The sequence below is a fragment of the Akkermansiaceae bacterium genome, from assembly GCA_019634595.1.
In the GTDB taxonomy this organism is placed as follows: domain Bacteria; phylum Verrucomicrobiota; class Verrucomicrobiia; order Verrucomicrobiales; family Akkermansiaceae; genus Luteolibacter.
In genome coordinates this window covers 807,387-829,110 of the sequence record JAHCBC010000001.1, presented here as the reverse complement: position 1 = coordinate 829,110, position 21,724 = coordinate 807,387, and the positions used below count along the sequence as shown (strand labels likewise).

Genomic DNA, 21,724 nt, shown 5'->3' with positions numbered 1-21,724 from the left:
CGCAAGGCCCGCCGGGACTTCGCTGGGGGCCATGGCGACCAAACCTCCCAAGTTCCCTTCCCCGCCGCCGGTTCCCAACTTCCTCGTGAGACTGCCGAAAATCCTGGCCGGCATCGTGGTGCTGATCCTGCTGCTTTCCGGGCTGTTCTCCTCCTTCTACACGGTCCCGGCGGAGTCGCAGGCAGTGGTCCTCCGCTTCGGCAAACCGATCAGGACCAGCAAGCCCGGCCTCCACTTCAAGATCCCCTTCGGCGTGGACAAGAGTTACGCCGTCCAGGTGGAGCGGCAGATGAAGCAGGAATTCGGCTTCGGCACGGATAACTCGACCAATCCCTGGCAATACGGTGCGGAGGACGAGCAGGAGCAGGAAAAGAACATGGTCACCGGGGATCTCAACGCCGCCTTGGTCGAATGGGTGGTGCAATACCGGATCGACGATCCCATGCAGTATCTCTTCGAGGTGGAATCACCGGATGCCGCCCTGCGGGATCTTTCGGAAAACGTGATGAGGGAGGTCGTCGGCGACCGCACGGTGGATGAAGTCATCACCATCGGTCGCCAGGAGATCGAGACCATCGCCACCCAGAAGCTCCAGGAGGCCACCCGCAGCTACGAGATGGGCCTGCGCATCGACCAGATCCAGCTCAAGAACGTGAATCCGCCGCGCCGCGTGCAGGGCAGTTTCAACGAGGTGAACAACGCGCTCCAGGAAAAGGAGAGCGCCATCAACATCGCCAACGGCGAATACAACAAGGCCGTGCCACTCGCCCGCGGTGAGGCGGACCGGATGATCAGCGCCGCCGAGGGCTACGCCATGAAGCGCGTCAACGAGGCCGAGGGTGATGTCGCCTCCTTCGAAGCCCTGCTCAAACAATACAGCACCGCCCCCGATGTCACGCGGCGGCGCATCTATCTGGAAACCATGTCCGAGATACTCCCCAACATCGGCAGGACCGTGATGCTCGATGAGGACGCGAAGGGCCTGCTGCCGCTGCTCAACCTCGGCGGTTCCGCCACGACGCTTCCGGAAGGAGGTGCCCGATGAACATGCGTGGCTTCATTTCCTTCCTCATGGTCGTGGGATGCATCATCCTGCTGATGATTTTCTCCGGTTGCTTCTACACCGTGAAGCCGTCGGACCAGGTGATCATCACCGAGTTCGGCAACCCCGTTGGCAAGCCCGTCACGGAGCCAGGCCTGCACCTCAAGAAACCGTTCATCCAGGTGGTGAATGTCATTCCGAAAAACATCCGGCCATGGGACGGCCCACGGAACGAGATGCCCACCAAGGACAAGCTCTACATTTCCGTGAACACCTTCGCCCGTTGGCGCGTCACGGATCCGTTGGAGTATTTCCGCAGGTTGCGGGACGAGCGCAGCGCCCTTTCACGGATCGAAGACATCATCGGCAGTGAAACCCGCAGCGCGGTGGCGAAACATGACCTCATCGAGATCATCCGCACCGACAAGACGCGCAAGCCGCTGCGCGACGAAGCCCTGGAGGAAATGACCGAGAATTCCCCCGGCAACATCGGCACCCTCCCGGCCATCCGCCGTGGCCGCCACGCCATCGAGGCCGACATCCGGGATGACGCCCGGGCGAAACTTGCCGAACTGGGCATCGAGTTGCTGGACGTCCGCTTCAAGCGCATCAACTACAACTCGACCGTCGTCGAGAAGATCTACGAGCGCATGATTTCGGAACGGCTGCAGATCGCGTCGAAGTTCCGTTCGGAAGGCCAGGGACAGGCCGCCCGCATCCTCGGCGACAAGGAAAAGGATCTCAACAAGATCGAGTCCGAGGCCTACAAGAAGGTCCAGACCACCCGTGGCGCGGCTGATGCGAAGGCATCCGAGATCTACGCCCGTGCCTACGGCCAGCGGCCTGAAGCCGCTGACCTCTACGAGTTCATGAAGTCCATGGAAATGTACCGCCGCACCATCGGCGGGGACTCCACCCTGATCCTTTCGACCAACAGCGATCTCTTCAAGTATCTCAAATCCGCCGATGGCAAGGCGAAGGCGCCCTCCCTTCCACAAGCGGAGTGACAGCCCGGAAAAGTGCGCGGTTTCTGGATTGATAACCGACGAAACATCAGACCGCGCATTTTCCTGACATCAAAGGCCTATGGACCTGTATTATCGTCCAACCCGTAATGTCCTCATAAGCACATTGTCGAACTGAGCCTTGGTATCAACGAAGGCAATAACTGTAAGGTAAAGGTAGTCACCCACAGACTCCCTCTGGAACACCCACCGGATCTCCTCCACGGAGGAACCGTATTCCAGGAGGTGCCTGATCACCCACCACCTTCGTTCCGATGAGCGCCCGCTCGAAAATAGGCGCCCTTGCCACGGCAGGGGCGTTGATCCCATGGTACCAGAGCCACGCCCAGGTCCAGTGCTGGGGTCCAGGGATGAGTGCACCGGTGATCCTGACCGAAACGAACCGATCCGCGACCATTTCGGTCGGAAAGCCATTCCGTTATGATGTGTTCGGAGTTGCCGGGAAGCTCGAACTCGGCGACCGGGCGAACAACGCCGCCGTTGTGAACGGGGTCTTCAAAGAAAAGCTCCTGGGCGGCCTGCTGGGCACCGGCGGAACGGTCCAGTCCACCGGCTTCGTGGCGCTCCAGACCGGATTGACGAACGTCTATCCCCAGCGGCTCTCCGTGAAGGCGGCCACTCCCGGCACCTCCGTCGGACCGGTCCACCAGTATGGCGCGAACTGGACGCTCAGTGATCCGCGGCATCCGGCCACCGTGAACCTCGGCTTCCATATGCCGGGTTCTTCGCTGCTCGGCTCCCTGCTTCCCGGAATCGCCAGTCCGGCCAACTACAACCTCAACCCGAAGGGCTACTTCTACGTGCTGGGGGAATACCACGCCGCCCCTCCCGTGATGTCAGGTACGCTCACCGCTTCCTCCGCGGATGAGGTGATCACCGGATCCATGGTGAATGTATCCTACCAGATCACCCGTTATGATGCACCGATCTACCGCCCCCCTTTCCTCGGACTCGATCTCGGGGATGTGGGGCTGACCGTTTTGGGAACGCCACCCGCCGAGCCTCCTTCCGGCCCTCTTACCCAGGCGCTCTCCCCCATCACCACGGGTCTGAGCGGTGACCTGCATGTCACCGTCGATATCGCCACCGGCCAGGGACCGGGATGGCTGAAGGTAACCATCACCCCTTGAGATGAAAAGAAACCTCCTCGCCTTTGCCCTGCTGTCCGCCACCCTTTCCGTTCTCCATGGAGCGGATGTTCCGGAACGCGGGTCAGGAACAGGGCCGGGCATGATCCCGGAAAACGCCGGGCACCCCACCATTGACTCAATGACGGATGTGCAACTGATTGCCCGCAGACAGGCGTCCGCCGCAGGCCAGGATCTGCCCAAACCCATGCCCCCGCAGCCACAAGGGTTCGGACTGTTGGAAATGTCCACGATCCTGCAAAGCGGCGGCAATTTCGCCCTCCTGCCAAAGGACAGCGTGATCTGGTGTCCGCCCGCCCTCCGGACCCACCTGGTATCCGCGCCGTCGGGCAAGTTCACCGACTGGCTGACCTTTTATTCCGCGAACCGCGCCTGGATCACAACACTGGAAGTCACCCACGGCCAAATCACCGGCAAAGCCCCGTTGCCCCCGGAAACCACCGAACGACACAGGAAAGGAACCCTGCTCGTGGTCGCCACGTTTCAGGGAGGCCCCATTTCCTTCCCCTCCCAGACCCCATGAAAATCCGGCTGATCTCCCTTCTCGCCACTTCCCTGCTGGTGCCCCACGCCGGGGCCGTGGACTTCGTCCGGCAGATCCAGTTGGTCAACGGACGGACGGTCGTCCACGACACACCCATCGCCCGGAAAAACGGCACGGTCCGGTCAAAGCCCCTGGAGGGTGACGGTGCGATTTTCCAGCTCTACGCCTACCAGGATCCCGCCTTCAGTCCTTTCACCCTGCTTGATGCCGCCGTGGGCACCGCCGTCCGCGCGAACGTCTCCCTCAGCTCGAACCTCATCGACCTGACGGTGCTGGGCATCCATCTGGACATCAATCTGGGGAGCGATCCTTCCGGCTCCGCCCTGCCGCAGCTTCTGGCGGAGAAAACCATCGGCGCCTACATTCCGGAAGCGCGCATCTCCCTCACCTCCGCGGACCCCTACTTCCCGCCCCGCACCCGGGCGGACCAGCCCTTTGCCGCAACCGTGGCGGTTGGCAGGCTGCCCACGGAATCGGCCGATCTCCCCGAAGGCGTTCCGACCAAGGTGACGATGGCCCGCACCTACAAGCTCTACGACAGGACGCTCCACATCCCGGCCGAGAACGGTACGGGACAGGGAACCTATGACCAGGGCTTCGAGTTCAACAGGAACGGAACCTTCACCCTCCCCGGCCTCTATCAGAATCTGCCCGGCGATTCGCCGACCAGGGCCATCGGCGAGGAATCATTCACCGCCTCCGTGAAGCTGGGGGATTCACGGGCCGCTGTCGGTTCCTCGACGATCCAGATCTGGCCGGTATGCAGCGCCCGGATCGAAGGGATCGAGGCGGGGAAAACCTATCAGGAAGCCCCTCCGGAGGCACGGGTCGTCCTGACGGATCTCTACCCGGACAGTGTCACCTACGCCCAGATCTACCCGGGATCTCCCGCTCTCGGGACCACGGGGACCAAGCTCCCTTCCTCCGCTTTCTCCATCAATACCTTCGCCCCGCAGAACGCCGTGGTGCCGCTGGCCGACATCTCGGAAGGATTTGGTGAAGACGGAACCTATACCATCGAGGTGCTGACGATCACTCCTTTCAACGAGCGACAGCCCGAACGGATCACCCATATTTCCTTCGAGTTGAAGCGCACGATCTCCATCCGCGCGATGTCCACGACGATGGAATGAGGGCACGTTGGGGAGCGCTGGCTTCAGTCGGCTTGGTTTCGCCGGCTGGATTCTCCGGGGCCGGTTGAAGCCGGCGCTCCATCCGCGGGACTCAAGGCTTGGCCCGGTATTCGCTGTCGTACTGGCCGATTTTCTCCACCGGGATCTGCTGGAACCCGAGCTTGAACGCCGGCGAATCTTTCTTGAGGCGATAGTCGTCCTTCTCCGCGTTCTCGAACAACGGATCGGCGAGAACGGAATGCTTGTCCCATCCTTGGGACTGCCATGAGGTCCATCCGTCGCGGGGTTCCGCAGCATGGACGGTCAGGTCCTTGACGAGCACATCCCCATCGGAATCGGCCAGGTCCACCCGGATGAAGAACCTCTTCATCCATGGTTTCCACTTCGGGTCGGTTTCCCGGAGCATGTTACCTGTCAGCTCGAACTCCTGCCAATCCGTCCCGAGGGTCACGCCCTTCGCATCGGACTGCCAGTAGCCGTTCCCGGCGGAGAAAATGGCGTAGGAGAAGCTGCCGCGCATGCCGGGCTTGGTTCCCTTCAGCTTCATCTTCGCGCGGTAGGCGCTGCCTGCCGTCACGGGCATCGACGGGCTGTGGACGCTCACCTTGCTGTTCTTCGGGTCATCGCTGGTGGCCGCTTCCACGCGCAGCACGTTCTCCGGTTCCGCCTGCAGCTTCAGATCCTTCCGCGGCTTGTGGTTCCAACCCCAGCCCTTGGGCACCTTGCCCTCCGCGGTTCCGGCGAGCAATGCGGCGGCCTCCATCAGCTCCGGGCCGGTATCCGCCCCGGTGAGGACGACCGAGCTGTTGATCTCCTGGCCGCCGTTCCAGACCACATTCCGGTCGAAGGTGTTGTATTCCGCGGAGACGCTCTTCAGGTCCGCGTAACGGACGGAGGCATCCTTCCAGGCGATGATGTTTTTCGTGGCGATGTTGCCCGACATGATGGTGCCGTCCGGACGCACCGCGTTGCGCGGGTCGAAGTCCATGTTCCTCATGCCCTTCCAGGCGGGCTGGTCCTTCACCTTGTCCCAGCCGTCGATCATCATCTGGTGGTGGTTCTTGAAGAACGGATGGTTGCCGCTCCAGCCGCTGTATTCCACCTGCCGCTCACCGCCATCGACGAAGATGTTGTTCTCGATGATATGGTCGCGGCCATTGTGGAGATGCAGGGCGGCCCGCGCGCTGCGGACCACGATGTTGCCGACGATGTCCAGCCCGCCGGCATTGTCATCCATGTAGATGCCCCATGTGAAATGGGGGTGCTTCAGCCCTTCCGATCCCTGCCCCACGCCGACGGTGTCATGGATGAAGTTGTATTTCAAAGAGGTGCCGCGTGAGCTGATCCAGTCCCGCCCTCCGGTATAGACCGCGCCGCCATCCTGGGTCTCCAGCACGGTGTGGTGCATGTGGTTGTAGTCGATCACCAGGTTGTTCCCGCTGAACTGGACCGCCATCCGCGGCGTGTGGTGGATGTGGTTGTGGGTCGCCTTGTTGCCGACACCACCGAGGCCGATGCCCGCGCCGTTCTTCTGGATCATCCCGGGATGGTGGACGTGGTTGTTGTCCGCCACGTTGTTCGCCGGCTCCAGTTTCACGCGGTCACCACCGCCCAGGCTGATGCCTGTGCTGCCGGTGTAGGAGACGTCATTGCCGGTGGCCAGGTTGTTCTTCCCGTGCATGGAGATCCCCGCGCCGTTCCATCCGCCGGTCTCCGTGATGACACAACCGGCGATGGTGCAGTTCTCCGTCCCGGACATGCTGATCGCGGTTTCCGTGCATCCCGTGAAGTGCAGGCCGCGGATGGTGATGTGCCTGGTGGCGGCCGCCATCTTCACGAAGCTCTCCAGCTTCGGGATGCGCACCTCCCCGCCCGTCGCCGGTGGCCAGAAATAAAGCGTCTCCGTGCCACGGTCGATGTACCACTCCCCGGGGGCGTCCAGTTCCTCCAGCGCGTTCTGGATGAAGTAACGGTTGTGGGGATGGAGGTCATACCCGCAATCCTTCTGCAGGGTGACCGTGTTCGCCGCGGCATCCACCGAGGCCACCGGCATGATGAAGTTCCACCAGCCGTAGCCTGCGAAAATGTTCATCTCCAGCTCCTCCGGCTTCGCCCATTTCCGGACGTCCTTCGGGTCCAGGTAGGCCACCCGCTTCCAGGCGTGGCCCTCCATCTTGTCCTTCGGCACCTCCTTCAGGAATGCCCAGCCGGTGTAGCGTGGCTCGGCAGGGTCCGCGTTGGGGTAGCGCGCCAGAGGCTGGCGCTTGCCGTTGAAAAGCAACTGCCGGATCGCCGCCTTGCCGAATTCCAGCCCCTTGATGTCCGCCTTCAGGATCTGTCCCTGGTGGGGCGTGAATCCCTCCACTTTCGGAGCGCCGATGAAAACCGGCTTCTCCCCCTCCACGCTGCGGTAGGTCACCGGGAACTTCTCCGAGCCGGAATCGATCACATCCAGAGCCAGCGGAGACTGCATTTCGTAGGTGCCGCCGTGTACCCACACGGTCACGGCCTCATTGACCGGAGCCTTCTTTTTCAGGGCACGGACCGCATCCCTTGCCTGGACCAGTGTTCCGAAGGGCGCTTCCTTCGTCCCCGGCGCATCCGCCTTCCCGGCGGGGGAAACATGAAACTCAAGGGCGAAGGCGGGACTAGCCAGAAACAGACAAAAACAGAAACGAAACAACATAATCAGACACAAAACGAACCATAATCCCCCCACCTTGCACCAAAAAAAATCCGGAAACCGCCCAAAGCAGCTTCCGGATCGCTTGGAAATGTTGGCTTATCAGCCGCAACCGCAGCCACCACCACAGCAGCCGCCGGACTCCTGGATGTCGTCCTCGGTCGCAACGCGGCCGAGTTCGATGGTGGCACCCACGTATTTGGCGATCTCACCTTGGAGTTGCTCGAGTTCACGCTGGGCTTCGAGGAAGTCGCGGGCGATCTCGTTGGCGAAGAGCGCGTCACGGGCGGCTTCGAATTCGGTGACCTCGGACTTGCTCAGCTCGATCCCGGCGCGCTGCTTGTGGGCGAGTTCGTCACCGCGCTCATGGACGCTCTGGTACTGGAGGCGGGCGGCGTCATCGGCGAGGAATCGCTCGACCTTGGCCTGGTTCTTACGGAAGGAAGCATCCGCGACGATTTCGGCGCAAAGTTCTTTGGTTTTCTCAATGACTGCGGACTGTTCGGCAACGGCTGACATGGCGGTTTTATAAACCCGCCCACCCGTACTGGCAACGGAACATTTTCCGGACGCGGCCTCGGGGAAAGTTTGGGCTGGGCCATGCCGCGCGGATACCTAGCATGTCCGCCAGTTCGCATGTCCATCCAACCGATCAAAGACGGAATCCGCTCCCACGTCCGCATCGACTTCTACGGGAATGTCCACAAGCGCCTGCGCGGTACGGATGCGGACAAGCGCTACGCCACGGAGGTGGAGGTGCTGAAGGTGCTCGAGCAGCGGGGGTGCCCCTACGTGCCGAAGGTGATCGAGGAGCATCCGGAGGAAAACTACTTCGTTTCCTCGAACTGCGGGATGCCCGCCCCCCATATTCCGAAAGAGCGGGCGGACCAGCTTTTCGCCGCGCTGGAAAAGGACTACGGGGTGAGGCATCTGGACGCGGAGCCGCGGAACATCACCTACTCGGACAAGCTGGCGCGTTTCTGCATCATCGACTTCGAGTTGGCGGAGATCCTGCCGTTCCCCACCCCGCCGGAGGATGCCTCCCAGCCGGCCGCCAATATCTGATCCATCCGCCAGAAAAACCCACCCGTGTCAGAAGGCGCGCTTTTCCACTGGTCCTACCGATCCCACAGCGGATCCCGCAAACCCCGGAATGATGATTCCGTGGTCGCGTTCGCATCGGGCCCTGGCGGTGCGGAATCCCTTCCGGAATCCGGGAGCAAGACCCTTTCCGAATGCGACCTTGTTTTTGCGGTTTCCGACGGGATGGGCGGTGGAAATGCGGGGGACCTGGCCTCCTCCCTCCTGTTGCGCGGGATGAGCGAAATGATCCCGGAAACCTTCAAGGCCGCCGCTTCCGGGTTCTTCCCGGACTCCCTCGAACATCTTGGCGACACGCTCCGGGCGGTGCATGAACAGATCAACGAGGCGGCGGCTTCCTGCGAGGAACAGAAAGGCATGTCCGCCACCGTGGCCCTCGCCTGGTTCACTCCGGAAAACCTCTATCTGGCGAATGTGGGGGACTCCCGCATCTATCTTTCCCGCGATGGCGAACTCACCCAACTTTCTCACGATCATACACTTGCATGGGACCAGTGGAAGCGCGGGCAGATCGGTGAAATGCAGTACCGCAGCCATCCCCGGCGATCCGCGCTTTATGAAGTCATCGGTGGTGGCCATCCGCGGATGCGGCCCCATCTGGCGGCGATCCCCTACTTACCCGGCGACCGGTTCCTGATCTGCTCGGATGGACTCATCGACGGCCTCACGGAGCAGCACATCGGCAACGCCTTGGGGGCGGATCTCACCCCGACCGCCGCCTTGGAAAAGATGCTGGAACGGGCACTCCGCAGCGCAGGAACCGATGATACCACCCTCATCGTGATTCACTTGTAAAAATCATCGAAAATCTCCCAAGTTTCCTCCCTCTGGCATATTAGTTGCTTTCATACCTCCCGGAAAGCAATTCCGCCAGAGGAGAATCATGACAGATTCCCCTTGACCGGGATGCTCTCCAAAAATACCGCTAACGCACTGATTACCAAAAAATATGGCCAAATACAAATTGGAATACATCTGGCTCGATGGCTACAAGCCGACCCCGAACCTCCGCAGCAAGACCCTCATCAAGGACTTCGATTCCTTTCCGAAGCTTGAGGAACTGCCGAACTGGGGCTTTGACGGTAGCTCGACCCAACAGGCAGAAGGCCGGAGCTCCGACTGCGTTCTGAAACCAGTGGCCCTCTATCCGGACACCACCCGCCGCAACGGCGTGCTCGTGATGTGCGAAGTCATGATGCCGGATGGCGTGACCCCCCACCCTTCCAACTCCCGCGCCACCATCCTGGACGATCCGGGCGCATGGTTCGGTTTCGAGCAGGAGTATTTCCTCTATCAGGACGGCCGTCCCCTCGGCTTCCCCGCCGAAGGCTATCCGGCTCCACAAGGCCCGTACTACACCGGCGTCGGCTACAAGAACGTGGGTGACATCGCCCGCCAGATCGTCGAGGAACACCTCGACCTCTGCCTTGACGCAGGCATCAACCACGAAGGCATCAACGCCGAAGTGGCGAAAGGCCAGTGGGAATTCCAGATCTTCGGCAAGGGTTCCAAGAAGGCCGCCGACGAAGTGTGGGTCGCCCGCTACCTGCTGATCCGCCTTTGCGAAAAGTACGGCATCGACATCAACTTCCACTGCAAGCCGCTGGGTGACACCGACTGGAACGGTTCCGGCATGCACGCGAACTTCTCCACCGACTATCTCCGCGACAAAGGTGGCAAGGCCTACTTCGAAGCCCTGATGGCAGCCTTCGGCGACTACACGGCCGAGCACATCGCCGTCTATGGCCCGGACAACCACATGCGCCTCACCGGCCTCCACGAGACGCAGTCGATCGACAAGTTCTCCTACGGAGTCGCCGACCGCGGCGCGTCCATCCGCGTTCCGCACAGCTTCGTGAAGGGCGATGCCTACCGCGGCTACCTCGAAGACCGTCGTCCGAACTCCCAAGGCGATCCTTACCAGATCGCCTCCCGGATCCTCGCGACCATCGAGACGGTTCCGAAGCCCTGATCCTTTCCGGGATACCCCATTCATGGCAAAACCGCCTTCCCTTCGACGGGGAGGCGGTTTTCGCTTTTCATGAAAGATGCCCTCCTTATCCGTGGGTCACAACATCCGGGCGTACAAAGCCCTGAGCGCCACTTTCCATTTCTCCAGGAACGCGAGATTGCGCACCTTCGAAGATCCCGCTTCCACGTCTGGCAGAGCAGACATCCATTGTGGGAAAATCGCGCATTCCGAGGCCATGTAGCCGTCCACCTCCGCGATCATCTCCTCGACGCGTTGCAGGCAGTCCTGGAGTTCAGGTTCCAGCAACGCCTTTCCGAGGGCGGTGCTGGCGGTTTCCCGTTTACGGATGACCGCCTCAGCCTGCTGGCTGAGCAGGCCGATCCTTCCAAAAAGGTCCATCAGCCCCGGCGCGATCATGCCGCGGGATTCCACGGTCATCCCGTTGAGGGACAACCAGTGGCCGAGCCGCCGTGACGGGCTGGAAAGAATGGCCAGCGCTTCCTTCAGCGCGGCGAACTCCCCTTCACCGCCACCGGCATCGGGATGCAGTTCCTTTCCCGCCTCCCGGAAGGCGGTCCGAAGATCCTCCTCGGCCAACACCAGGTCCGGGGCCAGGCCGAGTGCGGCGAAAGCATTCATGTTCAGGCGGCGAAACTCTCCCCGCAGGAGCAGGTGACCACCGCGTTCGGGTTGCTCACCTTGAAACCGCCCTGCTGGAGATCATCGGAATAGTCCAGTTCGCTGCCGCTGACAAAGAGGGCGCTTTTCGGGTCGATGACCACGTTCACCCCATTGCTGGGCACGACGATGTCGCGGTCCCTGGGACCATCCACGAGATCCATCTTGTATTGCAGGCCGGAGCATCCCCCGCCGACCACGGCGATCCGGAGGCCGCCGTCCGGCCGGCCCTGGCGCTCCAGCAGGCCACGGAGGTGGCCGGAGGCACCTTCCAGCACCTTGATGAGCTTTTCGTTACCGATCTTGTAGTTGGCCGTCATGGATGGGGATGGAACTGGATAGCACAAAAAAAGCGACGGTCATAGACCGCCGCCCTTTTTTCATATGAAAAATTGATCAGGACTCCTCTTCGGCAGGAGCCGGAGCGCCTTCTTCGATGTTCTCGATCGCCTCGACCGTCTTGTCGGCGACTTCCGCAACAGCGGCGTCATCAGCGACCTTCTTGGCAGGAGCCTTCTTGGCGGCTGCTTTCTTCGCGGGAGCGGCGGCCTTTTTCGCAGGAGCGGCTGCTTTCTTGGCAGGAGCGGCTGCTTTCTTCACGGCGGAAGACTTCTTGGAGATGCCACCCAATTTCGCCTGATCCTTCTTGCGGTTCAGGTAGTCGGCACGGCGGCGGCGTTTGATGATCTTATTGGATTGCTGTCCCATGATTGGTAGAGCCACTGGCTAAGGACTGGAGGCGACCAGCGCAAGATCATAATTCCACAAGGTACCTCCACCCCCTCCGATAGGATTTCCATCCAAGGTCCGTAGAAGGAATCTGCGCCGTCATGAAACCCTCCATCCAGATCACGCTGTTATCCGCCCTGGGAATCGTTTTCTCCAGCACATCGGAGGGAACCGTCATTTTCCAGGACACCTTCGACAGCGGTGTCGGCACCTGGTACAAAGCCTCCGCGACGACAGGCACCTTGTCGAATTCGTCCCAAAGGTTGTCATGGTCGGAAAATGGCGACGGGATCACCGAAGTCATCGGACGGAGCATCCCGACCACCACCGTGGCGGTCGGCGAGATGCTCCGGCTCAGCTACAGCTACACGCCAACGGCGGCGAACTCCATCATCCGGGCAGGTCTTTACACGCTGAACGGAACCATCAGCCAGGATGGATGGGGCTTTGATTCGACCGCCCTCACCGGCGGGTTCAGCGGTTACAATTCCTTCCTCCGGGTGAATTCCACCGGCAACCAGGCGGCACGCAGTGACTCAGGCTCCCTCACCACGGGCACCACGACCACCGCGAACGGCCCCCTGCAGGCCGGCACGTCCCTCACCACCGTATCCGGTGACACCAATACCTTCACCGTGACGGCAGGCACCACCTACACGGTCACCTACGATCTGATCCGGACCGCCTCTGGCTCCATCACCACCGTCTATACCCTGAACGACGGAACCTCCAACGTCCTTCAGGTCACCGGCAGCGGCACCGCTTCCAATTTCACGTTCAATGCGGTCACCATCCGCCAGACAGGCGGCGTCGCCATCTATGACAACATCACGCTGGAGACGCTCCCCATCCCCGAGCCGTCCGCCGTCCTGCTTTCCGGCGTTGCCCTGACGGGTTTCGCCTTCTCCCGGCGGAGAAGAAATTGAGCGCAGATTCGCATTCGACATTCCGCCGCGTTCCGGCGCAGAGTCCCCGCCCCATGGCAGGACTCATCATCGCACCGCGCGCCCGCATTTTCCACGGCCACGAGTGGATCTACGCCACCGAGATCAAGAAAGCCTTCGGCAATCCGCAGCCCGGGGATGTGATCACCCTGAAGGATTTCCGCGACCGGCCGCTCGGTTCGGCGATCTACAATCCGCAATCCCAGATCGTCGCCCGCCGGTTTTCCCGCCGGAAGCAGGACCTGGACCTGGATTTCTTCACCCGCCGCATCCAGCAGGCGACCGAACACCGCCAGCGCCGTGGAATCGATGAAACCCTGGCCCGGATTGTCTGGAGCGAGTCCGACGGCATCCCGGGCCTGATCGTGGACCGATACGGCGACCACCTCTCCGTCCAGACGCTGACGCTGGCCATGGACCAGCGGAAGGAACTCATCCGCGACGCGCTGCTGGCGCTGATTTCCCCGAAGTCCATCGTCCTGCGCAACGACTCACCCTACCGGAAAGCCGAGGGTATGGAGCCGGGCATCGAGATGCTGCATGGCGAGAATCCCGGTCCGTTCCGAGTCCTTGCGAACGACCTGACTTTCGAGATCGATCTTTTCGACGGCCAGAAAACCGGCCTTTACCTCGACCAGCTCCAGTCCCACGCCGAGGTGGCGAAGCTGGCCAAGGGCAAACGGGTCCTCGATTGCTTCACCAACCAAGGGGGCTTCGCGCTCGCCTGTGCGAAGGCGGGAGCCGCCAAGGTCACCGCGGTGGATGTCTCCGCCACCGCCTGTGAAGCCGCGCGCAAGAACGCGGAACTCAACGGAGTGGAGATCGACGTCATCGAGCACAACGTCTTCGATTTCCTCAAGCACGCGAAGCCGGACTACGACCTCATCATCCTGGATCCACCGAGTTTCACCCGGAACAAGAAGACGCTCATGGACGCCATGCGCGGCTACAAGGAGATCCACCTGCGCTCGTTGAAGCTGCTGGAGAAGGGCGGAATCCTGTCCACCTTCTGCTGCTCCCACCACGCGTCGCGCGAACTGTATCTGGAGAACATCGTGGATGCTTCCATCGATGCGAAGAAATCCCTGCGCCTGGTTGCGGAGCACAGCCAGCGCGCGGACCATCCGATCCTCCTTTCCATCCCGGAGACGGGATACCTGAAGGGCTTCACCGCCGAGGTGATCGCCAGCCGCTGAACGGTCCGGGAATCCTAGGTGCCATCAATAGGCAGGCTTGGTGCCGAACCAATCCGGCCGCCTGGGATCGAGGTAGGGATTGGGAATGACGTCCGATTGGAGCCTCGCGACGGCACTTTCATTCAAGTCCACGCCGAGGCCCGGTTTCGTGGTCACGGGTTCCATCCAGCCGCATGACCAATCGAAGCGCTCCGGAATGATGTCGGCGCTGAGATTGGGATATTGGGTGTCAATCGCCAGGCTGAGGTTTGGAACGCTCGCAGCGAAGTGGAGGTAGGCCGCCATCGAGACGCCGCATTCACCCCCGCTGTGGAGGGTGACCGGGATTCCGGCGGCCTCGCAGAGCGCTGCCTGCTTCCTCGCCTGGATGAGTCCCCCCGCTTCGTGCGGGTCGATCACGACCACATCTGCGGCCTCCGCGGCGATGATGGCATGGACGTCCTGCAAGGTGTAGGCGGCCTCATCCAGCGCGATGGGGATGCAGGTGTTCTTCCGCAGGTGGGCGTGTCCTTGGAGATCCTCCAGCGGCAGGGGCTGCTCGACATACTCGAGGTCGAACGGTTCCAGTTTCCGGAGCTGGCGCTTCGCGGTGCCGATGGTCCATGCGCCATTCGCGTCGCCACGGATCCGGGTGGATGGCCCCGCGCCGTCCCTCACCGCCCGCACCAGTTCGATGTCGAGAGCCTCCCCCATCCCCAGCTTCAGTTTCAGCGTGCCGAATCCACGGCTGGCGAAATCCGCGGCCTCACGCGCGGCAACCGCGGGATCCGCGGACTGGATGTAGCCGATGATGGGAACCTGGGCGCGGTACTTTCCTCCCCACAGCCGGTGCAAGGGCATGCCGGCCTGCTTTCCCACGATGTCCCAGCAGGCCATCTCCACCGCGGCACGGGCCATGGTGACGGCACGCTTGTGATGGTAGTAGCCCGCGCCTTCGGTCTTTCTCAGCAGGCGTTCGATGTCACAGGCATCCTCACCGATGGCGAGCGGGATGACGGTCTTCCGCAGGACAGGCTCGATGAACTCCAGCAGACAGATGGTCTCACCGATGCCGATGGTGCCGTCGGCCGTCTCCACTTTCACGACCAGCCGTGTGATCCCTGGTCGCGTGCCCGCGCTCCATTCCACCTGGTGGACGAATGGGACAAAGACCTTCCAACAGGAGATGGCCGTGATGGTGGTGGGCGATGGATTCATGGATGGGTGGTGCGGAAATGGGCGACTGCCTTTGGAAGCAGGAGGACAAGGAGCAGCGCGGCGAGCGGATGGAGGAAGCTCATGGTGGTGAACAGGCCGTCATAGGAATGATGCTTCGTGAGCACCGCGCCGATCAGGCCGGTGGACAGGAAGCCGCCGATGCTGCCGCCCATGCCGATGAGGCCCTGGGCGGAACCCAGCGAGCTGGATGGGAAAAGATCGAGCGGAAGGGTAACGCAACTGGCCATGAACATCATCACGCATCCGGCGAAGAGGCTGGCGAAGGCAATCGACCATCCCGCCCCGGGCAGCAGCGGGATGATGAAACTCAACCCCATCACCAACGCGGTGGCGCAGATGACGCGCAGGCGGGCATTTACCGGAGTGATGCCTTTCCGGATGAAGTGGCCGGATGCGAAACCGGCCGCAAGACAGCCGATGTCCGCCGCCACGAAGACGATCCACAGCGTGCCGCCGACCTCTCCCAGTGTCATCCCCCGCTTCTCCTGGAGATACTTCGCGAACCAGACGAGGTAGAAATACCAGACCGGGTCCGTGAGCATGCGCACGCCCATCACCAGCCAGAGCGGCTTCCAGCGGATGAGCGTCCTGAACGGCAGTGGCGGAGCCTTTGCCGCGGCAGGTTCCATGAGTCCATGGGAAGCGAGCAGTTCCTTTTCCTTGTCCCCCATCCAGCGGTGGGAGGCGGGAGAACGATAGATATAGTACCAGATGGCCGCCGCGACCAGACCGATGCCGCCGGTGACGATGAACGCCCAGCGCCAGCCGAACCGGAGGGCCAGCCAGGCGACCAGCGGTGCGGCGATGGCAGCCCCCAGCGTGCCACCCATCATGTACATCCCGGCTGCCACGCCTTTTTCCTTCGGCGGGAACCATGCGCCCACCACCTTCGCGGAGACCGCGTAGTGCCCCGGCTCCCCGATGCCGAGGAGGCTGCGGAAGCCCACCATGGAAAGGAAACCGGAGGAAAGGGCGGTGAGCATGTTCGCCGTCGACCACCAGGTGACGAAGATCGTTTCCGCCAGACGCGGGCCGTAGCGGTCCACCACGCGGCCCGCGAAGAAATAAGACACGGTGTAGCAAAGGAGGAATGCCTGCCCGATGCGGGCGTAGTCATTGTCCGAGAGGTGCAGTTCCTTCTGGATGGTGGTCGCCAGGATGGAAAGCGCCTGGCGGTCCACGTAGTTCAGGACGGAGAGCAACAGCAGCAGCACCGCGATCACCCACCGGATGGGAATGCGGCCTTTCATGCGAAGATCTCTTTCACCACGCGTCCGGAAACATCCGTGAGACGGAAATCACGGCCCGCATAACGGTAGGTCAGCCGTTCATGGTCCAGTCCCATCAACGCCAGCAGGGTGGCGTGCAGATCGTGCAGGTGGATCTTGTTCTCCACCGCGTAGTAACCGAGTTCATCCGTCGCCCCCACCCGGCCGGGTTTCACCCCACCACCCGCCAGCCACATGGTGTAGCCGTGCGGATTGTGGTCGCGGCCATCCCCGCCCTCGCGGGTGGGAGTGCGTCCGAACTCCCCTCCCCAGATGACCAGCGTGTCATCGAGCAGCCCGCGTTGTTTCAGATCCTTCAGCAGGCCGGCGGCGGGCTTGTCACTCGCACGCGCGTTGTCGCCGTGTCCCTTCACCAGTCCACCGTGCTGGTCCCACACCGCCCCGGTGCTGATCTGGATGAAGCGGACGCCCGCCTCCGCGAACCGGCGCGCGAGCAGGCACTTTTTCCCGAACTCCGCGGTGACCGGATCATCAATGCCGTAGAGTTCACGCGTCGCCGTGCTTTCCTTCGAAATGTCCATGACATCCGGAGCGGCCATCTGCATGCGGAATGCCAGCTCATAGGTGCCGATCCGGGCCTCCAGTTCCGAGTCCACGGGTGTGCCGGAGTTCAGGTTCACCTCCCGTAGGAAATCGAGCTGACGCCGCTGGAGCGCGTCCGCCGGTTTGCCGAGGAAACGGAACTTCGCGTCATCCGCCTTGGTGGAGGCGGAACCGAGCGGAGTTCCCTGGTAGGCGGCGGGGAGGAATGCGGAGCCGTAGTTCCTCACTCCGCCGTGGGTGTCGCTGGGCGCGATGGTGATGAATCCGGGAAGGTCCTGGTTTTCCGAACCCAGGCCATAGAGCATCCATGACCCCAGGCTGGGCCTGACGAATGCCTCCGTCCCGGTGCTCATCCTCAGCACCGCCGCACCATGGTCGAGCGCCGTGCCATGGCAGGAGTGGAGGAAGCACATCTCATCCACCAGCCCTCCGAGGTGCGGGAACAGCTCGCTGACCATGTGGCCGCTTTCGCCGCGCGAGCTGAACTTCCACGGGGATTTCCACAGCTTCGATCCATCCCGTCCGTTGGCCGCGGCGAAAGTGATCTTCGGCAGGTTCGGTGCGGTCTGGCCGTCGTGCTTTTCCAACGCGGGCTTATGGTCGAACGTGTCAACGGCGGACGGGCCTCCGTGCATGAACAGGAAGATCACCCGCTTCGCCTTTCCGATGAAATGGGGGGCGCGGGGTGTCAACGGATTCCCCGCACCGGCACCTGCGGCCGTTGCCGCCGCCCGCGCGGTTTCTCCGAACAAGCCGGAAAGCGCGAGACCACCGAAGCCCAGACCGAACGTCTTCAGCGCGTCACGGCGCGAATACGGATTGGAGAATTGATTGCAGGAAAATGGGTTCATTGCAGGTAGAGGAACTCGTTCGAGGCGAAAAGGGTCTGGCACATGCGGGTCCAGGCGGAGCGGCGGGGCGATGCGTCCCCCAGCCTGCGGAGGTCTTGCTCCAGCGCATTCACATAGGCGAGCGAGCGGTCGATTTCGTCGGATCTGGCGGGGCGGGAAAGGACAAGCTGCCATGCCGCACGCACCCTGGCGGCATCATCCCCTTCCATGCCCTCGATCCTCCCGGCGAGGGCCGCCGACTGTTCCAGGACGAAGGGGCTGTTCATCAGGAACAGGGCCTGTGGAGCCACCGTGGTCTGCGCGCGCTGCCCGGTGATCACGCCCGGGTTCGGGTAGTCGAACGCGGAGAAGAAATCATACAGCGCGTTCCGGATGATGGGCACATAGACGGAACGACGGGGAGAGCCGTAGTTCATCTTTTTGGTGATGTCCGCCGGTGCGTTCCCGCCATTCGCATAGGTGCGGTCCTGCACAGTCATCAGGGAACCGCCCATCGCCGCGTCGAGCCTGCCGGAAATGGCCAGCATGGAATCCCGGAGCACCTCCGCCTCCAACCGGCGGCGCGGAAAGCCGGAGAACAGGCGGTTTTCCGGATCCTGCGCCGGGGCCTTCGTGAGAACCGCCTGCCGGTAGGTCGCGCTGGAAAGGATGAGTTCATGCAGCTTCTTCAGCGACCATCCGTTCTCAACGAACCAGACCGCCAGCCAGTCGAGCAGCTCCGGGTGCGATGGGGTCTCCCCCCTCAGGCCGAAGTTGTCCGGGGACCGGACGAGACCTTCGCCGAAATGCCACAACCAGACGCGGTTGACGATGACACGCGCCGTCAGCGGATGATCCGGATGGGCGAGCCATGCAGCAAGCTCCTCCCTGCCACTGGCAGCGGGCCCCGGTCCGGCGACGTTCACGTTCGTGACGATCTTCGGAAACCCACGCGGCACCACCGCGCCGGGAGTCGCGGGATTTCCCCGGACCAGGATGGGGGCATCCGCGATGGTTCCTTCCAGCGGCACCATCACCCGCGGCATGGCCGAAAGCCGGTCCTCCGCCTTTGCGATGGCGGCGTCCATTTCCTTCAGACGTTCCTTCTTTCCGTCGTCCTCCATGGCAAAGCCGGCCTTCGCTTCCGGCACCGTCTCCGAGTAGGCCTGCGCACGGGGCCTGCCGATGATCCATTTGTCAAAAATCGGAACCGGCCCGTCACGGTGGAACGCGAGGATGTTCATCCCCTTGCGGAAGCGGTAGGTCCCCTGGACAAACCACCGCTGCGCCCGCGGCGTCCAGTCACCGGTGATCTCCGCCGCGGCTTCCTCGGTCTCCAGGTTGCCATTCACGAGGAGCTGGGTGGGCCGTGATTCCTTCGCCGCATACCTCAGCTCGATCTGGTAGTCCCCCTCCTCCGGCAACTCGAACTCATATTCGATGTGGTCGGGATACTCGGTGCGGGTGCGGATCACCCCGATGCCCCTGCCCAGGCTGTCCGACTCCACGCTCACATTTCCGGAGGTGAAATGCTCCGCCTCCACCACGAGATAGTCTGTGCCGGATGCGAGAGCCTTCCTTTCCTTTCCGCCGCCGGATTTCGCGATGGCTTCACGTTGCTTCCGCAACTCCGCGATCTCATGTCCCAGCGACGCGTATTTCTCCAAGTCCGCATTTCCTCCGAGAGGCCGTTCCGTCCAGGTGGCCACCCGCTTGGAAACGTCCATCGTCTTCGTGCTGCTGAAGATGCCGGACATGGAGTAGTAGTCCGCTGCGGACAAGGGATCGAACTTGTGGTCATGGCAGCGCGCGCAGCCCATGGTCATGCCGATGAAGGCGCGGGAGACGGTATCCACCTGTTCGTCGATGACATCGGCCGTCAGCCTCGCCTTGTCGAGATCCGCCAGCGCCTTCGGCCCCAGCATCAGGAAGCCGGTGGCGGTCAGCGAATCATCATCCTTGTCCGGGAGAAGATCCCCCGCGATCTGCTCGCGCAGGAAACGGTCGAAGGGCTTGTCGGAGTTGAAGGAACGGATGACATAGTCACGGTAGCGCCAGGCGTTCGCCATCGCGTGGTCCACCTCCGAACCGTTCGAGTCCGCGTAGCGCGCGACATCCAGCCAGTGGCGGCCCCAGCGTTCGCCGTAACGGGGTGATGCGAGGAGGCGCTTCACCAGTGCCTGGTAGACCTCCGGAGAATGGTCCGCCACAAAAGCCTCCGTCTCCTCCGGTGTGGGTGGCAGGCCGGTGATGTCCAGTGCCAGGCGGCGGATGAGCTTCCTCGGTTCCGCTTCCGGTGACAGAGCAAGTCCGTTCCCGGCGAGTTTTTCGGAAATGAAATGATCGATGGCGTTGCCTGCTGAAGCAGGAACCGGCGGCTTCTTCATCGGCTGGAACGCCCAGTGGGCCTTCATCTCCGCGCTGAATACCATCTCCCCGCCAACCTTGGTGGTGTGGGACTTCCCATCGTCAGGCCACGGCGCGCCGCCCAGGATCCAGGACTCCAGCTTCGCCACCACATCCTGCGGCAGCTTTTCCTCCGGAGGCATCTGGAGGTCCTTCTCATGATAGCGGACCGCGGTGATCAGCAGGCTCTTTTCCAGATCCCCGGGGACGATGGCCTTCCCGAGTTCCCCGCCAGCGAATGCGGCGGCCCTGGTATCGAGGCGGAGCTCCCCCTTCTGCTTTTTCTCCCCGTGGCATTCGTAGCAATGCTCCGCCAACAGCGGGCGGATCTCCTTTTCAAAGAACTCCATGCCCTGCTCGTCCGTGGCGGGCGTGCCTCCGGAGGGCGTGCTGATCCGTTGGGCAAACAGCCACTCCATGGCACCGTCCTCCAGGACCTTCCGGGCGATGTCATGTCCGGCTCCGGTGTATTCCGTCAAATCCGCGTCCGCACCGAGGATTTTCAGCGCGGTGATCATCCGGCGGCTGCGATCCACGGGGACCACTTCATCCTCCGAGCCTTGGTAGGTGCGGATCTTCACGGACTTCAGGGCCTCCGCTTTTCCTTCCTCGCTCAATCCGCAGACGGGCAGCACCGCCGCGAAACGTCCCGGCTGTCTGGCGGCCCAGTTCCATGAACCGCTGGCTCCCATGGAGACACCGGTGAGATAGACCCTCGCCGGATCGATGGCGTGCTTCTCCATGATTTCATCCAGTGCGGTCATGGCGGCCTGCAACTGGTCGCTGGGTTCCGTGTCGGACTCCACCCATTGCGCGGGCGGCAGGTCTTTCTGTCCCTTCCACTTCACCCAGTTGTTCGGACGTCCTTCGGCATCGGAGCCGTCGCGGCACTGAGGCACCAGCACATAGCATGGATGGGCTTTCTGGAACGCCTCCGATGCCAGATGGGCGGGAAGCGGCTCCGCCTCCGGCTTCCGGTTGTCGGAGCCTTTCGCCCCCGCGCCATGGAGATAGATGACGATGGGGAGCCGCGCGTCTTTCTCCACCGCCTCCGGGACCAGCAACCGGTAGGAACGGCTCGCGGTTTCCGCCACCACATCACCTCCGATGCGGCCATCCCCGAAAGATGCGGCCATGCACCATCCTGCGGAAAGGACGAAAGCGGAAAGCGATGTCAGATAGGATTTCAAAGCGAAGCTGGATGGGGTGATGATGTTTCAGTTAAGGCGTGAAAATCGCCGAC

At 62.3% G+C, this 21,724-nt stretch carries 19 protein-coding genes; 10 read left to right on the top strand and 9 right to left on the bottom strand.

Annotated elements, in window-relative coordinates; all coding sequences use genetic code 11:
• Nucleotides 1-31 precede the first annotated feature (31 nt).
• The 5 genes from hflK to KF712_03410 all read left to right on the top strand — a co-directional run bounded on the left by hflK (nucleotide 32) and on the right by KF712_03410 (nucleotide 4,892).
• Nucleotides 32-1,045 (top strand): FtsH protease activity modulator HflK, encoded by a 1,014-nt coding sequence (hflK, locus tag KF712_03430; protein ID MBX3740018.1) that lies wholly within the window; start codon nucleotides 32-34, stop codon nucleotides 1,043-1,045.
• Nucleotides 1,042-2,049, top strand: coding sequence for a protease modulator HflC (gene hflC / locus KF712_03425; protein ID MBX3740017.1), 1,008 nt, complete (start codon nucleotides 1,042-1,044; stop codon nucleotides 2,047-2,049). The genes hflK and hflC overlap by 4 nt, the downstream gene beginning before the upstream one ends.
• A gap of 368 nt (nucleotides 2,050-2,417) precedes the next feature.
• The gene (locus KF712_03420) at nucleotides 2,418-3,197 is read left to right on the top strand and encodes a hypothetical protein (protein MBX3740016.1); all 780 of its coding nucleotides are present in this window, start codon (nucleotides 2,418-2,420) and stop codon (nucleotides 3,195-3,197) included.
• A 1-nt stretch (nucleotide 3,198) separates the two neighbouring features.
• Nucleotides 3,199-3,738 (top strand): hypothetical protein, encoded by a 540-nt coding sequence (locus KF712_03415; protein ID MBX3740015.1) that lies wholly within the window; start codon nucleotides 3,199-3,201, stop codon nucleotides 3,736-3,738.
• Entirely contained in the window at nucleotides 3,735-4,892 is a 1,158-nt protein-coding gene (locus KF712_03410) for a hypothetical protein (protein ID MBX3740014.1), read from the top strand. Before KF712_03415 ends, KF712_03410 begins: the two co-directional genes overlap by 4 nt.
• 91 nt (nucleotides 4,893-4,983) lie before the next feature.
• Here the strand turns inward: KF712_03410 and KF712_03405 are convergent, their stop codons facing one another.
• Together KF712_03405 and KF712_03400 are read right to left on the bottom strand one after the other, a co-directional pair.
• The gene (locus KF712_03405; GenBank protein MBX3740013.1) at nucleotides 4,984-7,578 is read right to left on the bottom strand and encodes a right-handed parallel beta-helix repeat-containing protein; all 2,595 of its coding nucleotides are present in this window, start codon (nucleotides 7,576-7,578) and stop codon (nucleotides 4,984-4,986) included.
• 99 nt (nucleotides 7,579-7,677) lie between these two features.
• Nucleotides 7,678-8,094 carry a YlbF family regulator gene (locus KF712_03400; protein MBX3740012.1) on the bottom strand — a complete coding sequence of 139 codons (417 nt, stop codon included), beginning with the start codon at nucleotides 8,092-8,094 and terminating at the stop codon, nucleotides 7,678-7,680.
• A 117-nt stretch (nucleotides 8,095-8,211) separates the two neighbouring features.
• Between KF712_03400 and KF712_03395 the strand changes: the two genes are divergently transcribed.
• From KF712_03395 to KF712_03385, 3 genes are all read left to right on the top strand, one after another.
• Nucleotides 8,212-8,640: a serine/threonine protein phosphatase gene (locus KF712_03395; GenBank protein ID MBX3740011.1), complete on the top strand. Its 429-nt coding sequence runs from the start codon at nucleotides 8,212-8,214 to the stop codon at nucleotides 8,638-8,640.
• 201 nt (nucleotides 8,641-8,841) lie between these two features.
• The gene (locus KF712_03390) at nucleotides 8,842-9,471 is read left to right on the top strand and encodes a serine/threonine-protein phosphatase (protein ID MBX3740010.1); all 630 of its coding nucleotides are present in this window, start codon (nucleotides 8,842-8,844) and stop codon (nucleotides 9,469-9,471) included.
• Nucleotides 9,472-9,625: 154 nt separating this feature from the next.
• On the top strand, nucleotides 9,626-10,648 hold the full coding sequence (locus KF712_03385; GenBank protein ID MBX3740009.1) for a glutamine synthetase beta-grasp domain-containing protein: 1,023 nt from the start codon (nucleotides 9,626-9,628) through the stop codon (nucleotides 10,646-10,648).
• Between the two features lie 96 nt (nucleotides 10,649-10,744).
• Here the strand turns inward: KF712_03385 and KF712_03380 are convergent, their stop codons facing one another.
• The 3 genes from KF712_03380 to KF712_03370 form a co-directional block, all read right to left on the bottom strand.
• Nucleotides 10,745-11,287 (bottom strand): hypothetical protein, encoded by a 543-nt coding sequence (locus tag KF712_03380; protein ID MBX3740008.1) that lies wholly within the window; start codon nucleotides 11,285-11,287, stop codon nucleotides 10,745-10,747.
• Nucleotides 11,288-11,289: 2 nt separating this feature from the next.
• On the bottom strand, nucleotides 11,290-11,646 hold the full coding sequence (locus KF712_03375; GenBank protein ID MBX3740007.1) for an iron-sulfur cluster assembly accessory protein: 357 nt from the start codon (nucleotides 11,644-11,646) through the stop codon (nucleotides 11,290-11,292).
• Between the two features lie 76 nt (nucleotides 11,647-11,722).
• On the bottom strand, nucleotides 11,723-12,034 hold the full coding sequence (locus KF712_03370; protein ID MBX3740006.1) for a hypothetical protein: 312 nt from the start codon (nucleotides 12,032-12,034) through the stop codon (nucleotides 11,723-11,725).
• A gap of 122 nt (nucleotides 12,035-12,156) precedes the next feature.
• On the opposite strand from KF712_03370, the gene KF712_03365 reads away from it, so the two are divergent.
• On the top strand, nucleotides 12,157-12,981 hold the full coding sequence (locus tag KF712_03365; protein MBX3740005.1) for a PEP-CTERM sorting domain-containing protein: 825 nt from the start codon (nucleotides 12,157-12,159) through the stop codon (nucleotides 12,979-12,981).
• Between the two features lie 53 nt (nucleotides 12,982-13,034).
• A complete protein-coding gene (locus tag KF712_03360; protein MBX3740004.1) occupies nucleotides 13,035-14,195 on the top strand; it encodes a class I SAM-dependent rRNA methyltransferase in 1,161 nt (386 codons plus the stop codon).
• A gap of 24 nt (nucleotides 14,196-14,219) precedes the next feature.
• Here the strand turns inward: KF712_03360 and KF712_03355 are convergent, their stop codons facing one another.
• The 4 genes from KF712_03355 to KF712_03340 are packed head-to-tail and all read right to left on the bottom strand — an operon-like array spanning nucleotide 14,220 to nucleotide 21,671.
• Complete coding sequence (locus tag KF712_03355) at nucleotides 14,220-15,392, bottom strand: mandelate racemase/muconate lactonizing enzyme family protein (protein ID MBX3740003.1); 1,173 nt, start codon at nucleotides 15,390-15,392, stop codon at nucleotides 14,220-14,222.
• The gene (locus tag KF712_03350) at nucleotides 15,389-16,663 is read right to left on the bottom strand and encodes an MFS transporter (protein ID MBX3740002.1); all 1,275 of its coding nucleotides are present in this window, start codon (nucleotides 16,661-16,663) and stop codon (nucleotides 15,389-15,391) included. Before KF712_03350 ends, KF712_03355 begins: the two co-directional genes overlap by 4 nt.
• Nucleotides 16,660-18,096, bottom strand: a complete 1,437-nt coding sequence (locus tag KF712_03345) for a DUF1501 domain-containing protein (GenBank protein ID MBX3740001.1) — start codon at nucleotides 18,094-18,096, stop codon at nucleotides 16,660-16,662. Before KF712_03345 ends, KF712_03350 begins: the two co-directional genes overlap by 4 nt.
• On the bottom strand, nucleotides 18,093-21,671 hold the full coding sequence (locus tag KF712_03340) for a DUF1553 domain-containing protein (GenBank protein MBX3740000.1): 3,579 nt from the start codon (nucleotides 21,669-21,671) through the stop codon (nucleotides 18,093-18,095). Before KF712_03340 ends, KF712_03345 begins: the two co-directional genes overlap by 4 nt.
• Nucleotides 21,672-21,724 lie beyond the last annotated feature (53 nt).

Bases quoted from the DNA above. Each gene is read 5' to 3' on its own strand.
- hflK (MBX3740018.1), top strand. From the start codon at position 32: ATGGCGACCAAACCTCCCAAGTTCCCTTCCCCGCCGCCGGTTCCCAAC.
- hflC (MBX3740017.1), top strand. From the start codon at position 1,042: ATGAACATGCGTGGCTTCATTTCCTTCCTCATGGTCGTGGGATGCATC.
- KF712_03420 (MBX3740016.1), top strand. From the start codon at position 2,418: ATGAGTGCACCGGTGATCCTGACCGAAACGAACCGATCCGCGACCATT.
- KF712_03415 (MBX3740015.1), top strand. From the start codon at position 3,199: ATGAAAAGAAACCTCCTCGCCTTTGCCCTGCTGTCCGCCACCCTTTCC.
- KF712_03410 (MBX3740014.1), top strand. From the start codon at position 3,735: ATGAAAATCCGGCTGATCTCCCTTCTCGCCACTTCCCTGCTGGTGCCC.
- KF712_03405 (MBX3740013.1), bottom strand. From the start codon at position 7,578: ATGTTGTTTCGTTTCTGTTTTTGTCTGTTTCTGGCTAGTCCCGCCTTC.
- KF712_03400 (MBX3740012.1), bottom strand. From the start codon at position 8,094: ATGTCAGCCGTTGCCGAACAGTCCGCAGTCATTGAGAAAACCAAAGAA.
- KF712_03395 (MBX3740011.1), top strand. From the start codon at position 8,212: ATGTCCATCCAACCGATCAAAGACGGAATCCGCTCCCACGTCCGCATC.
- KF712_03390 (MBX3740010.1), top strand. From the start codon at position 8,842: ATGGGCGGTGGAAATGCGGGGGACCTGGCCTCCTCCCTCCTGTTGCGC.
- KF712_03385 (MBX3740009.1), top strand. From the start codon at position 9,626: ATGGCCAAATACAAATTGGAATACATCTGGCTCGATGGCTACAAGCCG.
- KF712_03380 (MBX3740008.1), bottom strand. From the start codon at position 11,287: ATGAATGCTTTCGCCGCACTCGGCCTGGCCCCGGACCTGGTGTTGGCC.
- KF712_03375 (MBX3740007.1), bottom strand. From the start codon at position 11,646: ATGACGGCCAACTACAAGATCGGTAACGAAAAGCTCATCAAGGTGCTG.
- KF712_03370 (MBX3740006.1), bottom strand. From the start codon at position 12,034: ATGGGACAGCAATCCAATAAGATCATCAAACGCCGCCGCCGTGCCGAC.
- KF712_03365 (MBX3740005.1), top strand. From the start codon at position 12,157: ATGAAACCCTCCATCCAGATCACGCTGTTATCCGCCCTGGGAATCGTT.
- KF712_03360 (MBX3740004.1), top strand. From the start codon at position 13,035: ATGGCAGGACTCATCATCGCACCGCGCGCCCGCATTTTCCACGGCCAC.
- KF712_03355 (MBX3740003.1), bottom strand. From the start codon at position 15,392: ATGAATCCATCGCCCACCACCATCACGGCCATCTCCTGTTGGAAGGTC.
- KF712_03350 (MBX3740002.1), bottom strand. From the start codon at position 16,663: ATGAAAGGCCGCATTCCCATCCGGTGGGTGATCGCGGTGCTGCTGCTG.
- KF712_03345 (MBX3740001.1), bottom strand. From the start codon at position 18,096: ATGAACCCATTTTCCTGCAATCAATTCTCCAATCCGTATTCGCGCCGT.